This window comes from Arenimonas sp. (assembly GCF_041913985.1).
In the GTDB taxonomy this organism is placed as follows: Bacteria; Pseudomonadota; Gammaproteobacteria; order Xanthomonadales; family Xanthomonadaceae; genus Arenimonas.
The window spans coordinates 16,999-38,270 of the sequence record NZ_JAYSEG010000031.1 but is presented as its reverse complement, the minus strand read 5'-3'; the positions used below and the strand labels follow the sequence as shown (position 1 = coordinate 38,270).

The 21,272-nt window shown below is 71.4% G+C and carries 19 protein-coding genes; 14 read left to right on the top strand and 5 right to left on the bottom strand.

Annotation, left to right across the window (positions count from 1 at the left end):
* The first annotated feature begins 221 nt into the window (after positions 1 to 221).
* The 8 genes from ACE3Q2_RS10760 to ACE3Q2_RS10725 all read left to right on the top strand — a co-directional run bounded on the left by ACE3Q2_RS10760 (position 222) and on the right by ACE3Q2_RS10725 (position 3,746).
* The gene (locus ACE3Q2_RS10760) at positions 222 to 827 is read left to right on the top strand and encodes a hypothetical protein (RefSeq protein WP_374474014.1); all 606 of its coding nucleotides are present in this window, start codon (positions 222 to 224) and stop codon (positions 825 to 827) included.
* A 138-nt stretch (positions 828 to 965) separates the two neighbouring features.
* A complete protein-coding gene (locus ACE3Q2_RS10755; protein WP_374474013.1) occupies positions 966 to 1,271 on the top strand; it encodes a helix-hairpin-helix domain-containing protein in 306 nt (101 codons plus the stop codon).
* Positions 1,272 to 1,336: 65 nt separating this feature from the next.
* Complete coding sequence (locus tag ACE3Q2_RS10750; protein ID WP_374474012.1) at positions 1,337 to 1,651, top strand: hypothetical protein; 315 nt, start codon at positions 1,337 to 1,339, stop codon at positions 1,649 to 1,651.
* A complete protein-coding gene (locus tag ACE3Q2_RS10745) occupies positions 1,648 to 2,046 on the top strand; it encodes a VOC family protein (protein WP_231696869.1) in 399 nt (132 codons plus the stop codon). The genes ACE3Q2_RS10750 and ACE3Q2_RS10745 overlap by 4 nt, the downstream gene beginning before the upstream one ends.
* A 3-nt stretch (positions 2,047 to 2,049) precedes the next feature.
* A complete protein-coding gene (locus ACE3Q2_RS10740; RefSeq protein ID WP_374474011.1) occupies positions 2,050 to 2,511 on the top strand; it encodes an isoprenylcysteine carboxylmethyltransferase family protein in 462 nt (153 codons plus the stop codon).
* 196 nt (positions 2,512 to 2,707) lie between these two features.
* Positions 2,708 to 2,950, top strand: coding sequence for a hypothetical protein (locus ACE3Q2_RS10735; protein ID WP_231696867.1), 243 nt, complete (start codon positions 2,708 to 2,710; stop codon positions 2,948 to 2,950).
* A 37-nt stretch (positions 2,951 to 2,987) separates the two neighbouring features.
* Entirely contained in the window at positions 2,988 to 3,398 is a 411-nt protein-coding gene (locus ACE3Q2_RS10730) for an SRPBCC family protein (protein WP_231696866.1), read from the top strand.
* A gap of 9 nt (positions 3,399 to 3,407) precedes the next feature.
* Positions 3,408 to 3,746, top strand: coding sequence for a tRNA-binding protein (locus tag ACE3Q2_RS10725; RefSeq protein ID WP_231696865.1), 339 nt, complete (start codon positions 3,408 to 3,410; stop codon positions 3,744 to 3,746).
* A 10-nt stretch (positions 3,747 to 3,756) separates the two neighbouring features.
* On the opposite strand, the gene ACE3Q2_RS10720 is transcribed toward ACE3Q2_RS10725, so the two are convergent.
* From ACE3Q2_RS10720 to ACE3Q2_RS10710, 3 genes are read right to left on the bottom strand one after another with little or no spacing between them, the layout of a single operon-like run.
* Entirely contained in the window at positions 3,757 to 5,241 is a 1,485-nt protein-coding gene (locus ACE3Q2_RS10720; protein WP_374474010.1) for a glycosyltransferase family 39 protein, read from the bottom strand.
* A gap of 3 nt (positions 5,242 to 5,244) precedes the next feature.
* A complete protein-coding gene (locus ACE3Q2_RS10715; RefSeq protein WP_374474009.1) occupies positions 5,245 to 5,673 on the bottom strand; it encodes a ketosteroid isomerase-related protein in 429 nt (142 codons plus the stop codon).
* A 14-nt stretch (positions 5,674 to 5,687) separates the two neighbouring features.
* Positions 5,688 to 6,638, bottom strand: coding sequence for a pyridoxal-phosphate dependent enzyme (locus ACE3Q2_RS10710; RefSeq protein ID WP_374474008.1), 951 nt, complete (start codon positions 6,636 to 6,638; stop codon positions 5,688 to 5,690).
* Positions 6,639 to 6,708: 70 nt separating this feature from the next.
* On the opposite strand from ACE3Q2_RS10710, the gene pepN reads away from it, so the two are divergent.
* Positions 6,709 to 9,318: an aminopeptidase N gene (gene pepN / locus ACE3Q2_RS10705; protein WP_231696861.1), complete on the top strand. Its 2,610-nt coding sequence runs from the start codon at positions 6,709 to 6,711 to the stop codon at positions 9,316 to 9,318.
* A gap of 3 nt (positions 9,319 to 9,321) precedes the next feature.
* Here the strand turns inward: pepN and ACE3Q2_RS10700 are convergent, their stop codons facing one another.
* Positions 9,322 to 10,263: a DMT family transporter gene (locus ACE3Q2_RS10700; RefSeq protein WP_231696860.1), complete on the bottom strand. Its 942-nt coding sequence runs from the start codon at positions 10,261 to 10,263 to the stop codon at positions 9,322 to 9,324.
* 118 nt (positions 10,264 to 10,381) lie between these two features.
* Here ACE3Q2_RS10700 and ACE3Q2_RS10695 point away from each other — a divergent pair, with 118 nt between their 5' ends.
* From ACE3Q2_RS10695 to ACE3Q2_RS10675, 5 genes are all read left to right on the top strand, one after another.
* The gene (locus tag ACE3Q2_RS10695) at positions 10,382 to 11,410 is read left to right on the top strand and encodes a hypothetical protein (RefSeq protein ID WP_231696859.1); all 1,029 of its coding nucleotides are present in this window, start codon (positions 10,382 to 10,384) and stop codon (positions 11,408 to 11,410) included.
* Positions 11,411 to 11,842: 432 nt separating this feature from the next.
* Positions 11,843 to 13,720 carry a tRNA uridine-5-carboxymethylaminomethyl(34) synthesis enzyme MnmG gene (mnmG, locus tag ACE3Q2_RS10690; RefSeq protein WP_374474007.1) on the top strand — a complete coding sequence of 626 codons (1,878 nt, stop codon included), beginning with the start codon at positions 11,843 to 11,845 and terminating at the stop codon, positions 13,718 to 13,720.
* Positions 13,721 to 13,737: 17 nt separating this feature from the next.
* Positions 13,738 to 14,322 carry a DUF2062 domain-containing protein gene (locus ACE3Q2_RS10685; protein WP_231696857.1) on the top strand — a complete coding sequence of 195 codons (585 nt, stop codon included), beginning with the start codon at positions 13,738 to 13,740 and terminating at the stop codon, positions 14,320 to 14,322.
* 9 nt (positions 14,323 to 14,331) lie between these two features.
* The gene (locus ACE3Q2_RS10680; RefSeq protein WP_231696856.1) at positions 14,332 to 15,543 is read left to right on the top strand and encodes a sialidase family protein; all 1,212 of its coding nucleotides are present in this window, start codon (positions 14,332 to 14,334) and stop codon (positions 15,541 to 15,543) included.
* 93 nt (positions 15,544 to 15,636) lie between these two features.
* The gene (locus ACE3Q2_RS10675; RefSeq protein WP_231696855.1) at positions 15,637 to 17,460 is read left to right on the top strand and encodes an autotransporter domain-containing protein; all 1,824 of its coding nucleotides are present in this window, start codon (positions 15,637 to 15,639) and stop codon (positions 17,458 to 17,460) included.
* 55 nt (positions 17,461 to 17,515) lie between these two features.
* Here the strand turns inward: ACE3Q2_RS10675 and ACE3Q2_RS10670 are convergent, their stop codons facing one another.
* The gene (locus ACE3Q2_RS10670) at positions 17,516 to 21,211 is read right to left on the bottom strand and encodes a translocation/assembly module TamB domain-containing protein (protein ID WP_374474006.1); all 3,696 of its coding nucleotides are present in this window, start codon (positions 21,209 to 21,211) and stop codon (positions 17,516 to 17,518) included.
* Between the last annotated feature and the right edge of the window lie 61 nt (positions 21,212 to 21,272).

The window sequence follows — 21,272 nt, the reverse complement described above, 5'->3', positions numbered from 1 at the left end:
GCACTTCATGACCTCATTGTAATCTATGAGGCTATGTTTGTGTGGTTTTTAGTAACTCAGGCGTTAGGCGGCAGAGGAAGGTTATGCATTGTTTCAGAGTCCTACTGTTAGCTGTCGTTGCCTTGCTGCCGTCTCCCGCAACTGCCGGAACGTCCGCAAACGAGGCACGAACAATGCCACTTGGGGACCTCGCCAGGAAGCTACTCGGCGAGTCCGGTGCAATGATGATCGATCTGGATCGCCCCCGCTTCGAGGGAACCCTTGAACCTATTCGCTTCTATAGCCACGCGACAGTGACCGGCTCCCAATTCGGCATGTGCGGCGCAGATTGGATTACCGTCGGTTTTGACGAAGACGGCAGTGTTGAGACGCTGTCCGCCGAAAGGCGATTCGGCGTCGCAGGTGATGTCTATCGAACGACAGGGAAATGGACCTACGAAGAGTCGAGCGAGATCTGCTCCTCGGTCACTTCGACCAAGCACTATTTTCCTGCACCGGATGCACAGGCCGCGCTGCGGATCGCCTGGTACGTCGACGCAATCTCAGGCGCAGGGCCTTTTGGCGAACAGACGCACGGCTACGTCTGTACCGGCCTGTGCAAAGAAGATCGCGGCGATCTTGCGTGGCTAAAGTTGGACAACATCGATTCCGCGCGGACAATCGACTGTCCTAGGTCGAACCTGCAGTTGCCTTCTTGTTATGAGGTAACAATCGGAGAGGCTGAGGTTGGCCCATTCCCGAAGACATTCCGGATATACGGTACGACCTACATGAATAAGGTCGAAGTAATTAATGTCACGGTTGATGTCGGGTCTACCCTTGAGTAGGCTCCCGCCTAACTAATCATTCAAGCCGACGTCGCTCCGCGACGCGGCTTAACTCAGGCGTTAGGACCCTATGGATAGAGCACAGCCGCTATTCCGTGGCGTGGCCAGGCATCCCGGCAAACCGGACACGCTCTTTCCATGAATCCCGCCAAGGTTGTCCGCTCCCGCCTGGCGAAGCTCACCGACCTGCCAAACGTCGGTGCGGCCATGGCTTCGGACCTTCGGCTTCTTGGCATCAACAAACCGGGTGACCTGGTCGGCAAGTCCCCCTATGCGCTTTATGACTCGCTTTGCGCCATCACCGGCGTGCGGCACGACCCCTGCGTGATCGACGTATTCATCTCGGTCACCCGGTTCATGGCCGGCGAAGATCCGCGGCCGTGGTGGGCCTACACCAGCGAACGCAAGCGAGCCCGGCGGGGCGAGTCCCGGGCAGTGGACTGATCTTGTAACATCGGCGGCGCGGCGCACAGGCCGCTGGACCCGGTGTCAGGCCCCTGGAACCGCAGATGCTCTCCCTCCAGTCTCCCGCTCCCGACGACGCCGACGAACTCCTCGCCTTCGAGACGCGAAATCGCGGGTTCTTCGAGCGCAACATCAACGCCCGGGCGGCAAGCTTCTACTCCGAGGCAGGAGTAGGGCAGGCCATTGCAGACGCGATGCGCGACGCCGAGAGCGGCTCGGCCTTCCAGTACCTGGTCCGCGATACCCTTGGAACGCTCGTTGGCCGGGTGAACCTCAACAGGGTCCGCAGGGCGCACTTCCATGGCGCCGAGCTGGAGGGGCGCTGGTACGATCTGCTGCACTTCGAGCTCCGCGCATGAAGCAATCCCTCGGCCTCGTCTCGCTGCTGGTGGATGACTACGACGAAGCCTTGCACTTCTTCGTGGAGAAGCTGGGTTTCCTGCTGGTCGAAGACACCCCGGTGCCCGAGCAGGGCAAGCGCTGGGTGGTGGTGTCGCCGCCCGGGGCCTGCGAGTCGCGGCTGCTGCTTGCCAGGGCCTCGTCGAAGCCGCAGGCGGCGCGCGTGGGCGACCAGACGGGCGGGCGGGTGTTCCTCTTCCTGCAGACCGACGACTTCTGGCGCGACTACGAGCGCTATCGGAGCGCGGGCGTGGAATTCGTCAGGGACCCCAGGGAAGAGCCGTATGGCACGGTGGCGGTGTTTCGCGATCTCTACGGCAACCTGTGGGATCTCCTGCAACCGAAAGGGCACTGAACCATGTCCGCACTCGACCATAAGGTTCCACCCCCGGTTGTCGGGCTGGCCTGCGTGGCCCTCGCCTGGCTGGTTTCCTGGCTGACGCCTTCGCTCAACTTCAGCTGGCCGCTCCAAGGTATCAGCGCGGCCCTTCCTGCCGCGCTTGGCGTGGGCGTGGACCTGTGGGCCCTTGCTGCTTTTCGTTCGGCCCGCACCACCGTGAATCCGCTCGCCCCGGACCGGTCCAGCGCCGTCGTGCGCTCGGGGCCTTTCCGGTTTTCGCGCAACCCCATGTACGTGGGCATGGCGCTGCTGTTGCTGGCGTGGTGCCTTTTCCTGGGCAACCCGCTCGCCGTCGTGGTGGTCGTCGTGTTCGTCGGTTACATCACACGGTTCCAGATCGTTCCCGAGGAACGCGCCCTGCTGGCCAAGTTTGGCGAAACGTATGCCAACTACCTGGCGGAAGTGAGGCGTTGGGTCTGAGGGCCGGCCGGCGTCCGGACTGACGGCCTCATCGTCCTGTGGGTGGCCGTGTTTCACCCCGGTGAGTGCATGGCTTGCCAAACCACTGTGCCGCCAGGAGCAAGCTGGACGTCCGGGTCTTGCGGCGCCAGGGCAGCGCGCCAACCATTCGCCCGAGCCGCCCGCATCGGCGCGGCGCAGCCGAGGCCAGTGCTGGATGACCGCCATCAATCGTTCTGCACAGAAGTGGACCCTTGGCGCGGGCGTCGCGCTCCTGCTGATGGCGGCGACCTGGCTGGCGACGTCGGTTCGCGTTGGCCATCTGGTCGTCTCGTACAGATCGGCGAGCCACACGGGCCCCGTGGCATGGTTTCTCCTGGGGCTGACGCTTCTGTGCGGCGCATCGCTGGTGGTCTCGGCCTGGCGCAATCTTCGGAAGGGCCGGCATCATAGGGCGTAAGCTCTCCAGCGCCACCTGACCTTCATCGGAGACCGCCATGAGCCGGATCACCGTCGAAACCACCGTCCACGCCCCGCTCGCCACGGTGTGGCAGGCCTACACCACGCCGGCCGACATCCTGGCCTGGAATGCCGCCTCCGACGACTGGCACACCACCCGCGCCAGCGTCGACCTGCGCCCCGGAGGCGCCTTCTGCTCGCGCATGGAGGCCAGGGACGGCAGCTTCGGCTTCGACTTCGAGGGCACCTACACACGGGTGGTGCCGGAGCAGCTGATCGAATACGACTTCGGCGACCGCCAGGCCCGCGTCGAGTTCACGGACGGCGCCGAAGGCGTGCACGTGCGCGTCAGCTTCGACGCCGAGCAGACCCATTCCATCGAGCAGCAGCGCGAGGGCTGGCAGGCCATCCTGGACCGCTTCAAGGCGCACGCCGAAGCCAAAGCCTGAGCCACGCCCATGCAAACCATCAGCTTCGAGGATTTCCTGAAGGTGGAGCTGCGCGTCGGCCGCATAGTCTCCGCCGAGGTGTTCAAGGAAGCGCGAAAGCCGGCCTACGTGCTGCACGTGGACTTCGGCGAGGCCCTCGGCATCCGCAAGTCGAGCGCGCAGATCACCGCGCTCTACCGGCCGGAAGAGCTGGTGGGCCGGCTGGTGGTGGCGGTGCTGAACTTCCCGCCCAAGCAGGTGGGGCCGCTGATGTCGCAGTGCCTGGTCACCGGCTTCCACAACGAGCGCGGCGAGGTGGCCCTGTGCGTGCCTGACCAGGACGTGCCGCTGGGCACGCGGCTGCTGTAGCGGCCGCCGCTCAGCCGCGCGGCCGCGCCCGGAACACCACGCGCCCCTCGTAGGGTTCGCCCAGCGGATCGAGTTCGAAGCCCAGGGCTGCGGCGCGTTTTTGCAGCTCCGGGAAAAGCGGCAGCTTGCATACCCACAGTGCGCGCTCGCGCTCCATCAGCTCGCCGGCGAAGTTCGAATCGAACTCGGCGCCGAAGCCGGGCTTGGGCCTCGGGTCCAGCGAGACCTTCTCAACGCTGGTGTCCATGTGCAGGTGCAGGCCGTAACGGGCCATGTCCTCCACGAACACCACTTCGTCCACCGGACCATCGGCGCGAGCCATCAGCTCCTCGGCCCAGCGGCCGGCGTCCTTGTGCGAGGGCCACAGCGCGCTGAGCAGGCGCAGCGCCAGCAGCACCGCCACCCACAGGGCCAGCCAGCGCATGCGCGGCAGGCCCAGCCCCTGGGCGAAGCGCTGCCGCGCCACCAGCAGCGCGATCGGCACGAACAGCGGCAGCACGTACAGCGGCAGGCGCGAACGCGCGATGCAGAACACCAGCAGCGGCAGCCCCACCCAGGCCCACAGGAACAGGTGCGGCGCCTCGGCCTGGCGCAGGGCGGCGTCGCGCCAGGCGCGCACGCGACCCAGGCCGGCGCGCGCGGCGCGCAGCAGCGACGCCGTCCACGGCAGGGTGCCCAGCAGCAGCGTGGGGCCGTACACCAGCAGCCAGCCGTACCACTGCGGGTTGCGGTGCAGGCTGTCGCTGGCGATGCGCGCCACCACTTCGGTGCCCAGGAAATAGCCCAGCAGGCCCTCGTGGCGCAGCACCACCACCAGGTACCAGGGCAGGGCCAGCAGCACGAACACCAGCCCGCCGGTCCACCAGGCGCGGGCGCGTCCCGCCGCCGGCCCAGGCGCCAGCCACTGCATGGCCGCCACGGCCAGCAGCGGCAGCAGGGCCGGCGGGCCCTTGGTCATGAAGGCCGCGGCGAAGGCCACCCACATCAGCAGCAGCCAGCGACCGCCGCGCTCGGGCGGGCCGAAGCGCGACTCCACCCAGGCCCACATCGCCAGCGCCTGGAAGGCGGCCAGCACGAAGTCGGTGGTGATCAGGTTGGCCGCGGCGAACGGCACCAGCATGGTGGCGAAGGCCAGCGCCGCCATGGCTTCCGTGCCGGGCTGCAGGCGGCGGGCCAGGCGCCACACCAGCCAGGTGCAGGCCAGGAAGGCCAGCGCCGGCGGCAGGCGCGCCGCCCACGGGTTCTGCCCGAATGCCGCCACGCTGGCGGCGATGGCCCAGTAGGTGGCCGGCGGCTTGGTCCAGTGGCCGGTTTCGTGGTGGCGCGACAGGTCGACGAAGTTGCCGGTGTCGAGCATGGTGAGCGCCACGTTGGTGTAGCGCCCCTCGTCCGGGTCCCAGATGGCGCGCGTGCCCATCAGGCCGAAGGCCAGCAGCAGGGCCACCAGCGCCACGCGGGCACCTTGCGACGCCAGCAGCGTGCGCCAGTTCGCCATGGCTTACTTCGAAACCTGCGCGATCCAGTCTTCGAGGTTGTAGTAGTTCGTCACGCGGGCGATGCGGCCGTCGCGGATGTCGAAGAAGGCGCCGCCGGGCAGCACGTACTTCTGGCCGCGGGCGGGCGGCAGGCCGGTGTCGTCGGCCAGGTATTGACCGTGCACCACGTATTCGGCGGCCACGCGGTCGCCGGCCTGGTTGGCCATCACCACGATGTCGCGCAGCTGCTCGCGGTAGCTGCGGTCCATTCGGCCCAGGAAGGCGGTGAAGGCGGCCTTGCCGGTTTCGCGGCCGCCCTGGTTGACGTCATGGGCGACGTCGTCGGCCAGCAGGTCGAGCATGGCGGGGCGGTCGCCGCGGTTGAAGGCGGCGTAGTAGGCCAGCACCAGTTCGATGGCGCGGTCGGCTTGGCGGTTTCCGTCGACGATCATGGGGTTCCTCAGGGTCACCAGGGCAGGGCATCGAGGTCCACGTTGCCCCCCGAAAGGATAAGGCCGACGCGCTTGCCGGCGAAGTGTTCAGGGTAGCGCAGCACCGCGGCCAGGGCGGTGGCGCAGGAGGGTTCGATGACCTGCTTCAGGCGGCTCCAGACCAGGCGCATGGCGGCCAAGGTCTCGGCGTCGGACACCAGCAGCACGCGCACGGCTTCGGCGCGCAGGATGGCCAGGTTCTCCTCGCCGACGGTGCCGCGCAGGCCGTCGCAGATGGTGTCGGGAACGATGTCGGTGACGCGCTGGCCCCGGCGCAGGGATTCGAAGGCGTCGGCCGCGCCCTCGGGCTCGGCGCCGAACACGGCCAGGCCGGGGCGCAGGCCGTGGGCGGCGATGGCGCTGCCGCTGATGAGCCCGCCGCCGCCCACCGGGGTGACCAATGCTTCGAGCGGGCCGGCCTCGGCCAGCAGCTCGAGCGTGGCCGTGCCCTGGCCGGCAATGACGAACGGGTCAGTGTAGGGGTGCACCAGCGTGGCGCCGGTGTCGGCCTGCACGCGGGCCGCCGTGGCTTCGCGCGCGGCAATAGTGGGTGCGCAGCGGTGAATGACGGCGCCGTAGGCTTCGATGGCGGCGAGCTTGCTGGCCACCGCGCCCTCGGGCACCACCACGTGCGCCGGGATGCCGCGCACCTTCGCCGCCAGCGCCAGCGCGGCGCCGTGGTTGCCGGACGAATGCGTGACCACGCCGCGGGCGGCGGTGGCCGCGTCGAGCGCGAAGACGGCGTTGCAGGCACCGCGGAACTTGAAGGCGCCGACCCGCTGCAGGTTTTCGCATTTGAAATGCAGCGTCGCGCCGGCGAGTTCGTCCAGCGAGCGCGAGCGCAGCACGGGCGTGCGGTGGGCGTAAGGGGCGATGCGGGCGGCGGCGGCGAGCACGTCGCTGAGCGAGGGCAGGGCTGGGGTCATGTCGGAGCGGTCCGGAAGCGCGTGATAGCCTAACAAGAGACCTGTTAAACCTTTCGGAAACCCCCGCCCGATGAGCCTTCCCCGGGGCGATGGATTCGTCCACCTCGCCGATTACCGCCCGCCCGCGTGGCGCATCCCGTCCGCCGAACTGCAGTTCGAACTCGACCCCGAGGCCACCGAGGTGCTGGCCCGCCTGGTCCTGTCGCCCGACCCGGCCCGGCCCGGTGAACCCCTGGAGCTCGACGGCGAGGAACTGGAGCTGCTGGCCATCGCGCTCGACGGCCAGCCGCTGCCGCCGGAGCGCTACGACTACGACGGCCAGCGCCTGCGCGTGCACGGCGTGGCCGCCAACTGCGTGCTCGATACGCGGGTGCGCATCCACCCGGCCACCAACACCCGGCTCGAAGGCCTGTACTGCAGCGGCCGCCTGCTGCTGACCCAGTGCGAGGCGCAGGGCTTCCGCCGCATCACCTTCTTCGCCGACCGGCCCGACGTGATGCCGCGCTGGCGCATCGTGCTGCGCGCCGACCGCGCGGCTTACCCGGTGCTGCTGGCGAACGGCAACCCCGTGGGCACGCGTGACCTGGGCGAAGGCCGCCACGAGGCCACCTGGGAAAACCCGCACCCGACGCCGGCCTACCTGTTCGCCATTGCCGCCGGCGCCATGGAGCGCGTCACGTCCAGCCTTGAAACCATGGAAGGCCGCCGCGTCGAGCTCAACATCTGGGCCGAGCCGGGCGACGTGGCGCGCTGCGCCTACGCCCTGGGCGCGGTGGAGCGTTCGCTGCGCTGGGACGAGCGGCGTTTCGGCCGCTGCTACGACCTGGACGTGTTCAACGTGGTCGCCGCCCAGGACTTCACCATGGGCGCGATGGAAAACAAGGGCCTGAACATCTTCAACGCCCGCTACATCCTGGCCGACGAGGCCACGGCCACCGACGCGGATTTCCTGGCGATTGAATCGGTGGTGGCGCACGAATACCTGCACAACTGGTCGGGCAACCGCGTGACCCTGCGCGACTGGTTCCAGCTTTCGCTCAAGGAAGGGCTCACCGTTTTCCGCGACACCGAGTTCAGTTCCGACCTGCACTCGCGCGCGCTAAAGCGCATCGAAGTGGTGCGCCTGCTGCGCAGCCGGCAGTTCCCCGAGGACGCCGGCGCGCTGGCGCACCCGGTGCGCCCGGACCGCTACCGCGAGATCAGCAACTTCTACACCATGACCATCTACGAGAAGGGCGCCGAGGTCATCCGCGTGCTGCACACGCTGGTGGGCGAGGCGGCCTTCCGCGCCGGCATGGACCGCTACTTCGCCGACAACGACGGCCGCGCCGCCACGCTGGAAGACTTCCTGTCCGCGCATGCCGCCGCCAGCGGCCGCGACCTGTCTCAGTTCGCGCGCTGGTACTCGCAGGCGGGTACGCCCGAGCTGCGCATCAGCGAAGCCTTCGACGAAACCAGCGGCGACTACACGCTCACCGTCACGCAGAACACGCCGCCCACGCCGGGCCAGCCGGAAAAGCAGCCGCTGCTGATCCCGCTGCGCTTCGCGCTGTACGACGAGGCCGGCCAGGCCATCACCACGCCGCCCGAGTCCGACACCACCGTGCGCGACGGCCTGGCCGAGCTCACGCGCGAAACCCACGTGCTGCGCTGGCGCGGCCTGGGCGCGCGGCCGCTGCCGGCCTTCAACCAGGGCTACGCGGCGCCGGTGAAGCTGCATTTCGAATACACCGTGCCGCAGCGCGCGCGCCTGGCGCGGCTCGAGCGCGACGCGTTCAACCGCTGGGACCTGCTGCAGCAGCTGGCCACCGAGGCCCTGCTGGGCACGCCGCACGCCGAGGCCGCCACCGCGGCGCTGGGCGACGCGCTGGCCGACCTGCTGTCCGACGCCTCGACCGACCCGGCCTTCGTGGCCGAATGCCTGGCCCTGCCTGACTTCGACACCCTGGCCGAAGCCCTGCCCGAGGTGGACGTGGATGCACTGGTGGCGCGGCGCGAAGATCTGCTCGACCGCCTGGCCGAGGAACTGGTCGAACCGCTGCAGGCGCGTTACGAAGCGCTCGCCGCCGTGGCCCGCGGCGGCCTGGACGGCGCGGCCATGTCGGCGCGCGCCCTGCGCAACGCCTGCCTGGCCTGGCTTACCCGGCTCGACCCGGAAGCCAGGCTGTCCCAGGCGCAGTTCGACGCCGCCGGCACCATGACCGAACGCCTGGCCGCGCTGCGCTGCCTGCTGCACTTCCAGGCGCCGGGCGCGCCCGCCGCGCTGCAGGCCTTCCGCGACGCGCACGCACAGGATCCACTGGTCACCGACAAATGGATCGCGCTGCTGGCCACCCGCCCCGACCCGGAAACGCTGGCCGACGTGCAGGCGCTGATGGCCACGCCCTGGTGGAAGCCCGCCAATCCCAACCGCGTGCGCGCCCTGCTGGGCAGCTTCGCGCGCAGCAACCCGCTGGGCTTCCACCGCCGCGACGGCGCCGGCTACCGCTTCGTCGCCGGGCAGGTGGCGGCCCTGGACGCGATCAACCCGCAGGTGGCGGCGCGGCTGCTGGGCGGCTTCGAAAGCTGGCGGCGCTGGGCCGCGCCGCGGCGCGAGCTGGCGCGCGAGGCGCTGGCGTCGCTGCAAGGAAAGCTGGCCTCGCCCGACGGCCGCGACCTGCTGCAGCGCCTGCTGGACTGAAACTCAGCCGGCGTTGCGGCGCTGGCCCATCAGGCTGGTGAGCGCCGAGCCCAGCACCACCAGGCCGGCGCCGACGTAGCCCACCACGCCCACGGCTTCCGGGGCGATGGCGCTGGGCCACACTGCGTGCACCGCGGCCACCGCGCCCAGGCACAGCAGCGGCGTGGTGGCCAGGATGGCCGACACGCGCGAGGCCTCCCAGTGCGCCAGCGCCTCGGCGAAGGCGCCGTAGGCCACCAGGGTGTTGAGCGCGCAGAACAGCAGCAGGCCCCAGTGCAGGCCGTCGAGCGCCAGCAGCGCCGACGGCCGCGCGAACGGCAGCAGCACCGCGCTGGCCAGCAGGTAGATGAAGAGCAGGATGGCCGGCGACGACAGCCGCATCAGCAGTTGCTTCTGCACCAGCGCGTACGCGGCCCACACCACCGCCGCCACGATCACCAGCATCGAACCATAGACATAAGCGTCGCCACCGGCGCCGGCCGGCGAGGCCGCCAGCTGTTCGCGGAAGAACAGGCCCAAGCCCAGCAGGATGACGGCCAGGCCGCCCCACTGCCAGGCGTTGAAGCGCTCGCGGAACACCACGATGCCGCCCAGCGCCATCAGCAGCGGCGCCAGCTGGATCAGCAGCTGGGCGTTCGCCGGCGAGGTGTGCTGCACGCCCAGCAGGTAGAACACGTAGTTGCCGATCAGGCACAGCCCGGCCACGCCCAGCAGCACCCAGCGCTTGCGGTCGAGCCGGGCGAAGCCGCCCAGGCCGCCGCGCGCCGCCAGCCAGGCCAGCATCACGCCGGCCGCCAGCAGGAAGCGGAACCAGGTGAGGGTGATGGGGTCGAGCTGCTCGAGCGTGAGCTTGAGCGCCACCGGCAGGGTGGCCCAGCAGCCGGCCGTGACCAGGGCCAGCAGCAGGCCGAACTTCCAGCGACCGGAGGCCTGGTGCAGGGACATGGATCACTCCGTTCGCGGTGCGTGAAGGCCGCGCACAGTACCATGCGGGCGCCGGCTGAATTAAGCACGGATTCACCGCTTCGCGCCGATGCTGCCTTTGAACCCGGGGGACACCGCCATGAAACGACTGCTACCCGCCCTGGCCGCGCTGCTGCTGCTTTCCGGCTGCGCCACCTACGGCGACGGCTATTACCAGGGCCGCGAGGTTTACCGCGACGGCGGTTACTACTACCCCGCCTACGACGGCGAGGGCGACTACTACTACGGCGACGACTACGACGACTACGACCGGTACGACTACGGTTACGGCGTGGGCTACGGTTATGGTTACGCGCCCTTCCATGGCCTCGACCGCTACCGCTGCCGCAGCTACTACGGCTGCACGCCGGTGTGGGGCGGCTACTACCCGTACAGCTATTCGCCCGGCTGGAGCTTCTCGTTCGGCAACTACTGGTCCTGGAACAACTGGGGCTGGTACGGCGGCTACCGTTCGCGCGACTACTACCGGGATTACTACCGCGACCGGGAACGCGAGCGGGAGTACGAGCGCGAGCGCGTGCGCCAGGGCTACCCCGACCGCGAGGGCGTGCGTTCGCGCCCGAAGCCGGACCCGGGCCTGCGCTACCCGCGCTACCCGCAGCGCATCCCGGAATCGCAGGACGTCCGCCCGCGCCCGTCGATGGGCGGCGAGCCGGTGCGTCCGCCGGTGCGCCGCACGCCGGAAGCCGGGGTGCGGCCGATGCCCTCGACCGGCGGCGAAGGCGTGCAGCCCGCCTACCCGGGCGTGCGCACCAAGCCGGCGGTCGAGCCGGTGCGGGGCAGCGAGCCGCTGCCGCGCCCGGGCGTGCGCTACCGCTACGCCGAACCGCGCGACGACGCCCGCCCGGCGCCGCGCGCCATGCCGCAGCGCTACGCCGAGCCGGCGCCCCGCCCGGAACCGCGGCGCTACGCCGAGCCGGCCCCGCGCCAGCAGTACCGCGCGCCCGCGCCGGTGCGCCCGGCCCCGGCGGCGGCGGGTGGCCCGCAGATGCGTTATCCGTCGGCCCGCCCGGCGCCCGAAGCGCGGCCGCAGCCGGCTCCGAAGCCCGCACCGGCCCCGCGAGTGAGAACCACGTCACAAAACGAAACATCCGACGTGGAGCGCTAGTTCCAAGGCCTTTTCCGGCATTGCGCCGCCCGGGTCGGCGGCGCATCCTACGCCCACGAACTGACCCATTGCGTCGCTTTGTGACGCGGGCTCAACCCAGCATCGTCTGTTCGGCGCCCGGCACCAGGTCCCCTGGATTCCCCCTGTTCCATGACCCGCCGGGCGCCGACTTTTCTTCCCGGCGCGCCCTGAATCCACGGGCTGCGCGAATCGCGGACAAAAAAAGGGCCTGGAGCTCCCCCCCGGGAGCTCCAGGCCCTGGCATCCCCACCGCGCGCCTGACCAGCCCCTGTTCAGTCTGGTCGACGCCCCCCGGCGTTGGCCGCGGTAGGTGCCATGGGGATAAAGCAGGAACCGTGCCAAGCCCCGGGGCCGGATGCAGCCCGCCCCCCGGCGCGGGATAATCGCGCCCCATGCCCAGGACCCCAGCCCATGCTCAGCCATGATGTGATTGTCATCGGCGGCGGCCACGCCGGCACCGAGGCCGCGCTCGCCGCGGCGCGGGCGGGCGCGCGCACGCTGCTGCTGACCCACAGCATCGAGACCATCGGCGCGATGAGCTGCAACCCGGCCATCGGCGGCATCGGCAAGGGCCACCTGGTGCGCGAGATCGACGCGCTCGGCGGCGCCATGGCGCGCGCCGCCGACCAGGCCGGCATCCAGTGGCGCACCCTCAACGCCAGCAAGGGCCCGGCCGTGCGCGCCACCCGCGCCCAGGCCGACCGCGCGCTCTACCGCGCCGCCATCCGGCGAATGGTCGAGAACCAGCCGAACCTCACCGTGTTCCAGGCGGCAGTGGACGACCTGGTGATCGAAGGCGACCGCGTGCGCGGCGCCATCACCCAGTCGGGCCTGCGCTTCGAGGCCGAAGCGGTGGTGCTCACCGCCGGCACCTTCCTGGCCGGCCGCATCCACGTGGGCCTGGAAAATTACCCCGGCGGCCGCGCCGGCGACGCGCCGGCCACCACCCTGGCCCAGCGCCTGCGCGAACGCCCGTTCGCGGTGGACCGGCTCAAGACCGGCACGCCGCCGCGCATCGACGGCCGCAGCATCGATTTCAGCGGCCTGGCCGAGCAGCCGGGCGACACGCCGGTGCCGGTGTTCTCCTTCCTGGGCAGCGCCGCCGACCACCCGCGCCAGGTGAGCTGCTGGATCACCCACACCTCCGAGCGCACCCACGACATCATCCGCGGCGGCCTGGACCGCTCGCCCATGTATTCGGGCGTGATCGAAGGCGTGGGCCCGCGCTACTGCCCGAGCATCGAGGACAAGGTGGTGCGCTTCGCCGACAAGGCCTCGCACCAGGTGTTCATCGAGCCCGAGGGCCTGGACACGCACGAGATCTACCCCAACGGCATCTCCACCTCGCTGCCCTTCGACGTGCAGCTGGCGCTGGTGCGCTCGATCAAGGGCTTCGAGGCGGCGGTGATCACGCGCCCGGGTTACGCCATCGAATACGACTACTTCGACCCGCGCGGCCTGAAGGCCACGCTGGAAACCAAGGCCGTGGCCGGCCTGTTCTTCGCCGGCCAGATCAACGGTACCACCGGCTACGAGGAAGCCGCGGCGCAGGGCCTGCTGGCCGGCGTGAACGCGGCGCGCTTCGCCGGCGGCCGTGAAGGCTGGTCGCCGCGCCGCGACGAGGCCTACCTCGGCGTGCTGGTGGACGACCTGGTGACGCACGGCACCACCGAGCCCTACCGCATGTTCACCAGCCGCGCCGAATACCGCCTGCAGCTGCGCGAGGACAACGCCGACGCGCGCCTGACGCCGGTGGGCCGCGAGCTGGGCCTGGTGGACGAAACCCGCTGGTCCGCCTTCTCACGCAAGGCCGAGGCGGTGGAGCGCGAACGCGCCCGCCTGCAGGCGGTGTGGGCCGCGCCCGGCGGCGTGCTGGCACGCGAGCTGGAAGCCGCCACCGGCGTGGCGCTGAGCCGCGAGTGCACCGCGCTCGACCTGATGAAGCGCCCCGAGCTCGACTACGCCGCGCTGGTGGCGCTGCCGTCGCTGGCGCCGGGCGTGGACGATGCCGCGGTGGCCGAGCAGGTGGAGATCGGCGTGAAGTATTCCGGCTACCTCGAGCGCCAGCGCGAGGAGATCGAACGCCAGCGCCGCCACGAAGACACCCGCATCCCCGACGACTTCGACTACGCCGGCCTGCCGGGCCTGTCGGCCGAGCTGCAGGGCAAGCTGGCCGCCGTGCGCCCGGAAAGCCTGGGCCAGGCGCAGCGCATCCCCGGCATGACGCCGGCGGCCATTTCGCTGCTGCTGGTGCAGCTGGCGAAACGCAAGGGCCGCCGCGTCGCCTGAGGCGGCGCGTTCCGCGCATGCCCGTCCGCACCCACCCGCTGCACCGGCGATGGCTGGCGCGCCGCCGTCGCCTGCGCCGCTGGCTGCGGCCGCTGCCGCGCCGCGCCAACGTGGCGCGTTACCCGGTGGTGAAGTGGTTCGCCGAGGCCGCGCGCAAGCGGCCCTACCTGTGGTCGTTCAAGCGCAAGCACGTGCTGGTGTCGCTGTACGCCGGCGCGGTGCTGGCGCTGATGCCGGTGTACGGCCTGCAGCTGGCGATTGGCCTGGCGCTGGCGGTGTGGCTGCGCGGCAACCTCACGGTGATGGCGGCGCTGCAGATGGTCACCAACCCGCTCACGCTCGGGCCCATCTATTACGCCACGCATGCGCTGGGCGCGTGGCTCATCGGGCTCACCGGCTACGGCGAAGGCGCGGGTGAACTGGGCACGCACGTGAACGCGCTGGTGGTGGGCGGCGTGGTGGCGGGCCTGGGCTTCGCGCTGGTGCTGGACCTGGGCTGGCGCCTGCTGGCCTGGGAAGCGCGCCGCTTCCGCGCCCAGCTGGCGGCGCTGCACGCGCGCTTTGGCTACCGGCACGGTGACGCGGACGCGCCGGGCGACTAGATTGGCGGCATGAAGCCGCTGCTGATCGCCCTGCTTGCCCTTGCGCCGAGCGCGCAGGCCGCCACCGTCACCGCCTGGACCCTGCCGGCGCCGCCCGGCTCGGCGCAGCCGAATCTTTCCGTCGCGCCCGACGGCGGCCTGCTGCTGAGCTGGATCGAGCGCCGCGCCGGCGGTGGCCACCGCCTGGCCTTCGCCCGCCACGACGCGCGCACCGGCTGGTCGCCCGCGCGCCCCATCGCCGAGGGCGGCGACTGGTTCGTGAACTGGGCCGACTTCCCCGCGCTGCAGGCCCTGCCCGACGGCAGCCTGTGGGCGCACACGCTGGTGAAGAACGCCGACGCCACCTACGCCTACGACGTGCGCCTGCAGAGCTCGCGCGACGGCGGGCAGACCTGGGCGCCCACCGCGCCGGTGCACGAGGACGGCACGCCCACCGAGCACGGCTTCGCCACGCTGTGGGCGCAGCCGGACGGTCGGCTCGGCATCGCCTGGCTCGACGGCCGCCACACCGGCGGCGGCGGGCACGGCGGCCATGCCGGACACGGCGAAGGCGGCGGCATGATGACCCTGCGCGCGGCCAGCTTCGGCGCCGGCGGCAAACACGCCGAGCGCGAGATCGACGCCAGCACCTGCGACTGCTGCCAGACCGACAGCGTGGCTACGGAAGAAGGCGTGCTGCTGGCCTACCGCGACCGCACCGCCGGCGAAGTGCGCGACATCGCCGTGGCGCGCTTCGACGGCCGCCAGTGGCACGCGCCCGTCATGGTGCACGCCGACCGCTGGGTGATGCCGGCCTGCCCGGTGAACGGCCCGGCCATCGCCGCGCGCGGCCGCCAGGCCTGGGTGGCCTGGTACACCGCGCCCGGCGGCATGCCGGCGATCCGCCTGGCGCGTTCGGACGACGGCGGCCGCCGCTTCACCGGCATGAAGGAGCTGGCCCGCGGCGAAGCCCAGCAGGGCCGGCTCGACCTGGCCGCCGACGCCGCCGGCGTGTGGGTGGCCTGGGTGGAGGAGCAGGGCGGGGCGCAGTCGCTGTGGCTGGCCCGGTTCGATCCGGGCCTGGCCACCGAGCATTTCCGGACCAAGGTGGCCGACATCGCCGGCCGCGGCCGCGCCACCGGTTTCCCCCGCCTGCGCCTGCGCGACGGCCAGGCCTGGCTGGCCTGGACCGAGGTGGTGGGTGGCGTGCCCCGCCTGCGCGGCGCCCGCGTGGCTGAATAACCCTACCCAGTGGTACGGATTTCCCCTTTGGATTAAGGTGGGGCGGCCTCGCCGGGGCGCACCCGGCCTTACATAAGTCCGAAGGAGTTGCACATGCCCCGTTTCAACCGTTTGGCTGGCGCGCTTGCCCTGGCGCTTGGCTGCGCCGGCGCGGCCCAGGCCCAGGAATTCAGCAACGTCGTCGTGTTCGGTGACAGCCTCAGCGACTCGGGCAACATCGCCCAGGCGCAGGGCCTGCCTGCCGGCTTCAGCTTCACCACCAACCCGGACCCGGTGGCCGCCGAGATCATCGCCGCGGCCTTCGGCCTGCAGGCGCGCAACTCGCTCGCCGGCGGCACCAACTTCGCCTGGGGCGGCGCCTGCGTGAACGCGGCCGCGCCCTGCCTCAACCCGGTGCCGAACATCGGCACGCAGGTGACGCAGTACCTGTCGCTCACCGGCGGCGTGGCCGACCCGAACGCGCTCTACAGCATCTGGGGCGGCGCCAACGACATCTTCGCGGCGCTCACCCTGAACCCGGCCAACGCCCAGGCGCTCACCGTCGCCGCGGCCACCGCCTACGTGCAGCAGATCGGCCGCCTGCAGGCCGCCGGCGCCAACTACATCATCGTCTACAACCTGCCCAACCTCGGCGCGACCCCGCAGTTCGGTTCCACCCCGAACGCCAGCGCCGTGTCGCAGATCACCGTGGTGTACAACTCGGCGCTGGCCACCGGCCTGGGCCAGCTGGGCGACGGCATCATCCCGATCAACACCTTCGGCCTGATTACCGAAATCTCCGCCGACCCGGGCCGCTTCGGCTTCACCAACATCACCGGCACCGCCTGCCAGCCGGCCAGCTCGATCGCCTGCGGCCCGGCCGGTGCCGGCCTCCCGGCGTCCTACGCGCCGGGCACCAACGAAACCTACCTGTTCGCCGACGGCGTGCACCCGACCGGCGCCGCGCACGCGATGCTGGCCAACGTGGTGCTGTCCACCATCGCCGCGCCGGTGCAGTTCTCGATGGCCGGCGAAGCCGGCGTGCAGGTGAACGAGAACCACGTCCGCGCCATCAACGACGAGATGTTCTCCGACTTCCAGCTCGACCGCGAAGTGGGCAGCGTGCGCGGTTACGCCACCGTGCAGTACGGCGAGCAGGACTACGACGCCAGCGCCGCCGTGCCGGGCGCCAGCGCCGACGTGATGAGCCTGTCGCTGGGTGCCAACCACCGCTACAGCGAAAACGCCTACTGGGGCGTCGCCATCACCCTGGGCAACCACGACAACGACACCGGCATCGGCGGCATCGACGGCCGTTCGGTGATCGGCTCGCTGCACGGCACCCTGCGCTTCGGCGGCGGCGGCTACGTGCACGGCGCCATCAGCGGCGGCAGCACCAGCCTCGACATCAACCGCTACATCCAGCTGGGCCCGAACCTGCGCGAGGAAACCGGCTCCACCAACGCCAGCCTGTTCGGCGCCGAGCTCGGCCTGGGCTGGCTGTTCGGCTCGGCCTCGGGCATCCAGCACGGTCCGTTCGTGGCGGCCTCGTGGGTGCAGCAGGAAGTGGACGAGTACGCCGAGGACAGCGGCAGCGCCACCTCGATGAACTTCGCCGGCTTCGACCGCGACTCGCTGGTGACCCGCGCGGGCTACCAGATGATGGGCAACTACGAGACCGTGCGCCCGTTCCTGCGCGTGGCCTACAACGAGGAGAGCGAGGACAACCAGGTGTTCGTGAACGCCGGTTCGAACTCGATGCCGGGCCGCTTCACCATGCCGGGCTTCACCCCGTCGAAGGACTGGATCAGCGCCGACCTGGGCGTAAACTGGCAGGTGGGCGAGAACGTCACCGCGTTCGCCGCCTACAGCGGCCGCCTGAGCGACGACCAGCAGGAGCGCAACAGCGCCAGCCTGGGCCTGCGCGTCACGTTCTGACCGCCAGCGACCGCGTTACCCCGGAAGGCCGCCCCGCAAGGGCGGCCTTTCTTTTTCAGCGTTCGGTGCGCCAGTTGAGGGAGGCGGCGTTTTCGTTGCCGGATTCGACGCTGACGTCGAAGCCGCGGGCCAGCAGGTACTTGAGCGTCACCACCTGGCCGCTGCCCACCAGGGAAACGCCGTAGCTGATGAAGAGGCGTGGCGAGAGGTACTTGCCGACCGTGAGCGCGGCGCCGCCGAGGTTGCGCGAATCGCTGATGCCGGCTTCGTCCAGGCCCAGGCGCGCGCCCACCTGCTGCGCCACCAGGTTGCCGCCGGCGCCCAGCGCCATGGCGGCGGCGTCGAGCTGCTGCGATTCGGCGCCGGTGGCGGTGCTCAGCGGCCGGCCGAACACCAGCCACGACAGCGCCTCGCTGGTGTCCATGGCCGGCTGCGAGGTGGCCGTGGTTTCCGGCCGGCGCGCGGTGCCGCGCACCTGCACGCCCACGGTGACCTCGTCGAAGGCGCGTTCGGCGCGGATGTCGAGCGAGGGGTCGTCCACCGCGGAGTCGGCATAGCCCAGGCGCGCGCGGCGGATCGTCAGTGCCTGGCCGTAGGCGCGGTAGTCGCCGGTGACGTCGAGCGTGCCCGAGGCGGTGGCGGCCCGGCCCGGCCGTTGGCGCATGGCCAGCGTGCCGCTCATGCGGCCGTCGAGGCCGAAGCCCTTCAGGCGCACGTCGTCGCCCAGCGCGACGGCGAAGTCGAGGTCGAGCGGCAGCGTGCGGCCCTGTTCCGGGTCCACCGGGTCGAGCACCACCACGTCGGGCGACACCGACGCGCTGGAATCCAGCAACTCCAGGTCCACGCGCGCCTCGGGCACCACCACGCGGCCGCGAACCTGCAGCCGGCCCTGCTCAAGGCGCAGCGCCAGGGTCGGGCTGGCGATGAGGTAGAGCTCGGGCGTGCTGGCGAAGGTCACCTGTTCGCCGCCCAGCACCAGCTGCAGCGGGGCTTCGGGGTTGGCGAGATCCACGCTGCCGTCGAGCCGCAGCCGGCCTTCGCCGGAACGCACGCTGCCCGCCAGGCGCGCCACGCCATCGGGCTGGCCGCTGAGTTCGAACTCGCCCTCGGCGAGCTTCAGGCCCAGGCCGGGCAGCTCGGCGGCGAACGCGGCCAGGCGCGCCTCGCCGCTGAGCGCGGGCGCCGCGCGCGTGCCGGCAAGCACCAGGCGGCCCTGCAGGCGGCCAGTGGGCGCGGCCAGGTCCTGCGAGAGCAATTCCAGGAAGGTGAGTTCGCGCACGTCGAGCTGCAGCTCGCCGTCGAGCGCGGCGGTGTCGGCGAGGCCAGTCTCGAGGCGCGCGGACACGCGGCCGCCCTCGGCGAGCGTGGCGCCCAGTTCGGCCTGCACGGCCTCGCCGTCGAGCGTGAACGCCAGGCGCAGGTCGTCGTAGCGGAACACATCGCGGTCGGAGTCCGGGTCGAGCCGGAGCACGCCGAAGTTCGACGTGGCTTCGCCGTCGCCGCGCCAGGCGCCGTCGCGGCCGCGTCGCAGCTGCGCGCGCAGCGCCACCACGCCCTCGAGCGACAGCGGCACGCCTTCGTCGGTGGGCAGCCAGGGCTGGGCCAGGGCCAGCGGCAGCGCGTCGCCGTCAATGCTGGCCTCGTCGCCGCTGGCGGCCAGGCACAGGCGGCCGTCGGTGTCGCCGGCGCGCAGGCAGCTGCGCTCGAGCCGAAGCACGCCGGGGCCGACACGGAAGGCCGCGCGGTCTTCGAGCGTGAGCGCGGGGCCGACGCTGGGCGTGAATTTCAGCGCGGAAAGTGCACCGCTCCAGGCGGAGCCCTCGCGGCCCAGGTCGCCGGCGAGCTGCACCTCGCCATGTTCGCCCGCGGCCTGCGCGTCGAGCGCGAACTGCGCCTGGCTGCCGCGCGCGCGCAGCGCCAGCGTGTCGGCGCGGACCCCGCCGGTATCCACGCCGCTGGCTTCCACGGTGAAGTCGCCCTCGCCGCCGCGCGCCGGCAGCTGGCCGGCGAGCGTGAGTGCGTCGATGCGGTAGCCGCCCCAGGCCAGCGTGTCGCCGCGCAGGTCGGCGGTGACGTCCGGCGCGGCGGCTGGCCCTTGCAGCGCGAGCCGCCCTTCCACGCGGCCTTCGCCGCCGGCGAGCACGTCGGCCAGCTGCAGGGGTTCGAGCTGCACCTGCAGGTCGTAGCGGTCGCCGAAGGTGCCGCGGGCCTGCACCGCGCTGGCGCCCAGGCGCAGCGTGGCTTCGCCCGTGCCGCGGCCGGCCTGCCAGGTGGCGTTTGCGCGGCCGCCGACGGGGCGCTGGCGCAGTTCGCCGCGCAGGTCTTCGAGCGTGAACGCGCCCTGCCAGCCGGCGTCGTCGTTCGCCGCCTGCAGGTCGAGCGCGCCACTGAGGCGGCCGGGGTAGTCGGGCAGGAAGTAGCCGGGGTCGAGGTCCTGCAGCGCCACCTGCAGGCCCAGTTCGAAGCGCGGCGCCCAGCGCACGCGGCCCTGGCCTTCCATCGCGCCGCCGGGCGTGGTGGCGCGCAGGGCGTCGAGGCGCAGCTGCCCGCGGTCACCCGCGCCGGCCACGCGCAGGCGGGCTTCGTCGCCGTTGCGGGCGAGCACGGCCTCGCCTTCCAGCGTCCAGTCGTCGGCCACGCCGCGCGCCACCAGTTCGCCGCGCGCCTGCACCGGCAGCGCGCCGGGTTCGCCGGCCGCCGGTTCGAAGCGCAGGCCGTCGCTGCTGATGCGCAGGTCGAAGGAGCCGGTGGCGTCGAGCTTGGCGTCGCCCACCACGCGCACGCGGCCGTTCTCCAGCACCAGGTCGAGCGGGTCGACGCGCAGCACGTCGCCGGACAGCGACAGCTCGGACGGTTCGATGGTGACGGCGGTGTCGCCCTGGCCACCTTCGCCCGAGAGCGTGGCCTTGGCGCCGGTGCCTTCGAGCTGCAGCGCGAAACGCAACGGCTCGCCGGGTCCGGCGCCGAGCAGCTCCGGCGCGAGGCCCTGCGATTGCGCGCTGATCTTCCAGTCCGGCGCATTGCCCTGGCCGTCGGCCAGCGTGGCCTGCAGCAGCAGGGGCGCCGGCGCGTCGCCGCGCACGTCCAGCGCCAGCGCGTCGAGCTTGCCCTGCAGGCTGAACTGCAGCGCGGCCGCCGGTGCGGTGTCGGTGGCGTCGCGGGCGAAGGTGCCGGTGAGCGCGCTGCGGAAATCGCGCGCCGGGCGGTATTCGCCCTTGAGGGTGGCGCGGCCGAGGTCGCTGTCCATGCGCAGCTCCGAAAGCGTGAAGCCTTCGTCCACCAGGTGCAGGCCGCGGGCGTCGAGCGTGCGGATGTCCACGCGTTGGACTTCGCCCTGGAACACCTGCAGCCCGCGCACGTCCACGCGCGCGCTGCGGATGTCGAGCGGCAGCGGCAGGCGCGGCAGCACCTCGGGCCATTCGGGCAGTTCGAAGGGCTCGTCTTCGGCGGCGGGCAGCCTCAGCACCGCGCCCTCGAGTTCGAGCGCGTCGAGCTGCAGGCGGCGGCCCAGCACCGGCAGCAGGTCGGGGTCGAGCATCAGGCGCTTCACTCGCAGTTCCACGCCGCCTTGCACGTACACCGCGTCGTGCAGCACCAGCGGGCCGCGCACGGTGCCTTCGGCGCGCTGCCAGGTGAGTGCGCCGGGCGGCAGCAGGCCGGTGACGCGGCCCAGCAGGGTGTCGCGGCCGCTGCCGGTGAGCAGCAGCCAGGCGAGCACGGCACCGAGCAGCGCGCCGCCCGCGAACGCCAACCAGAATGCGCGCCGCGACCAGCGCCGCAGGCGCGAGCGGGGCGGGCGGGCGGCGGGCGCG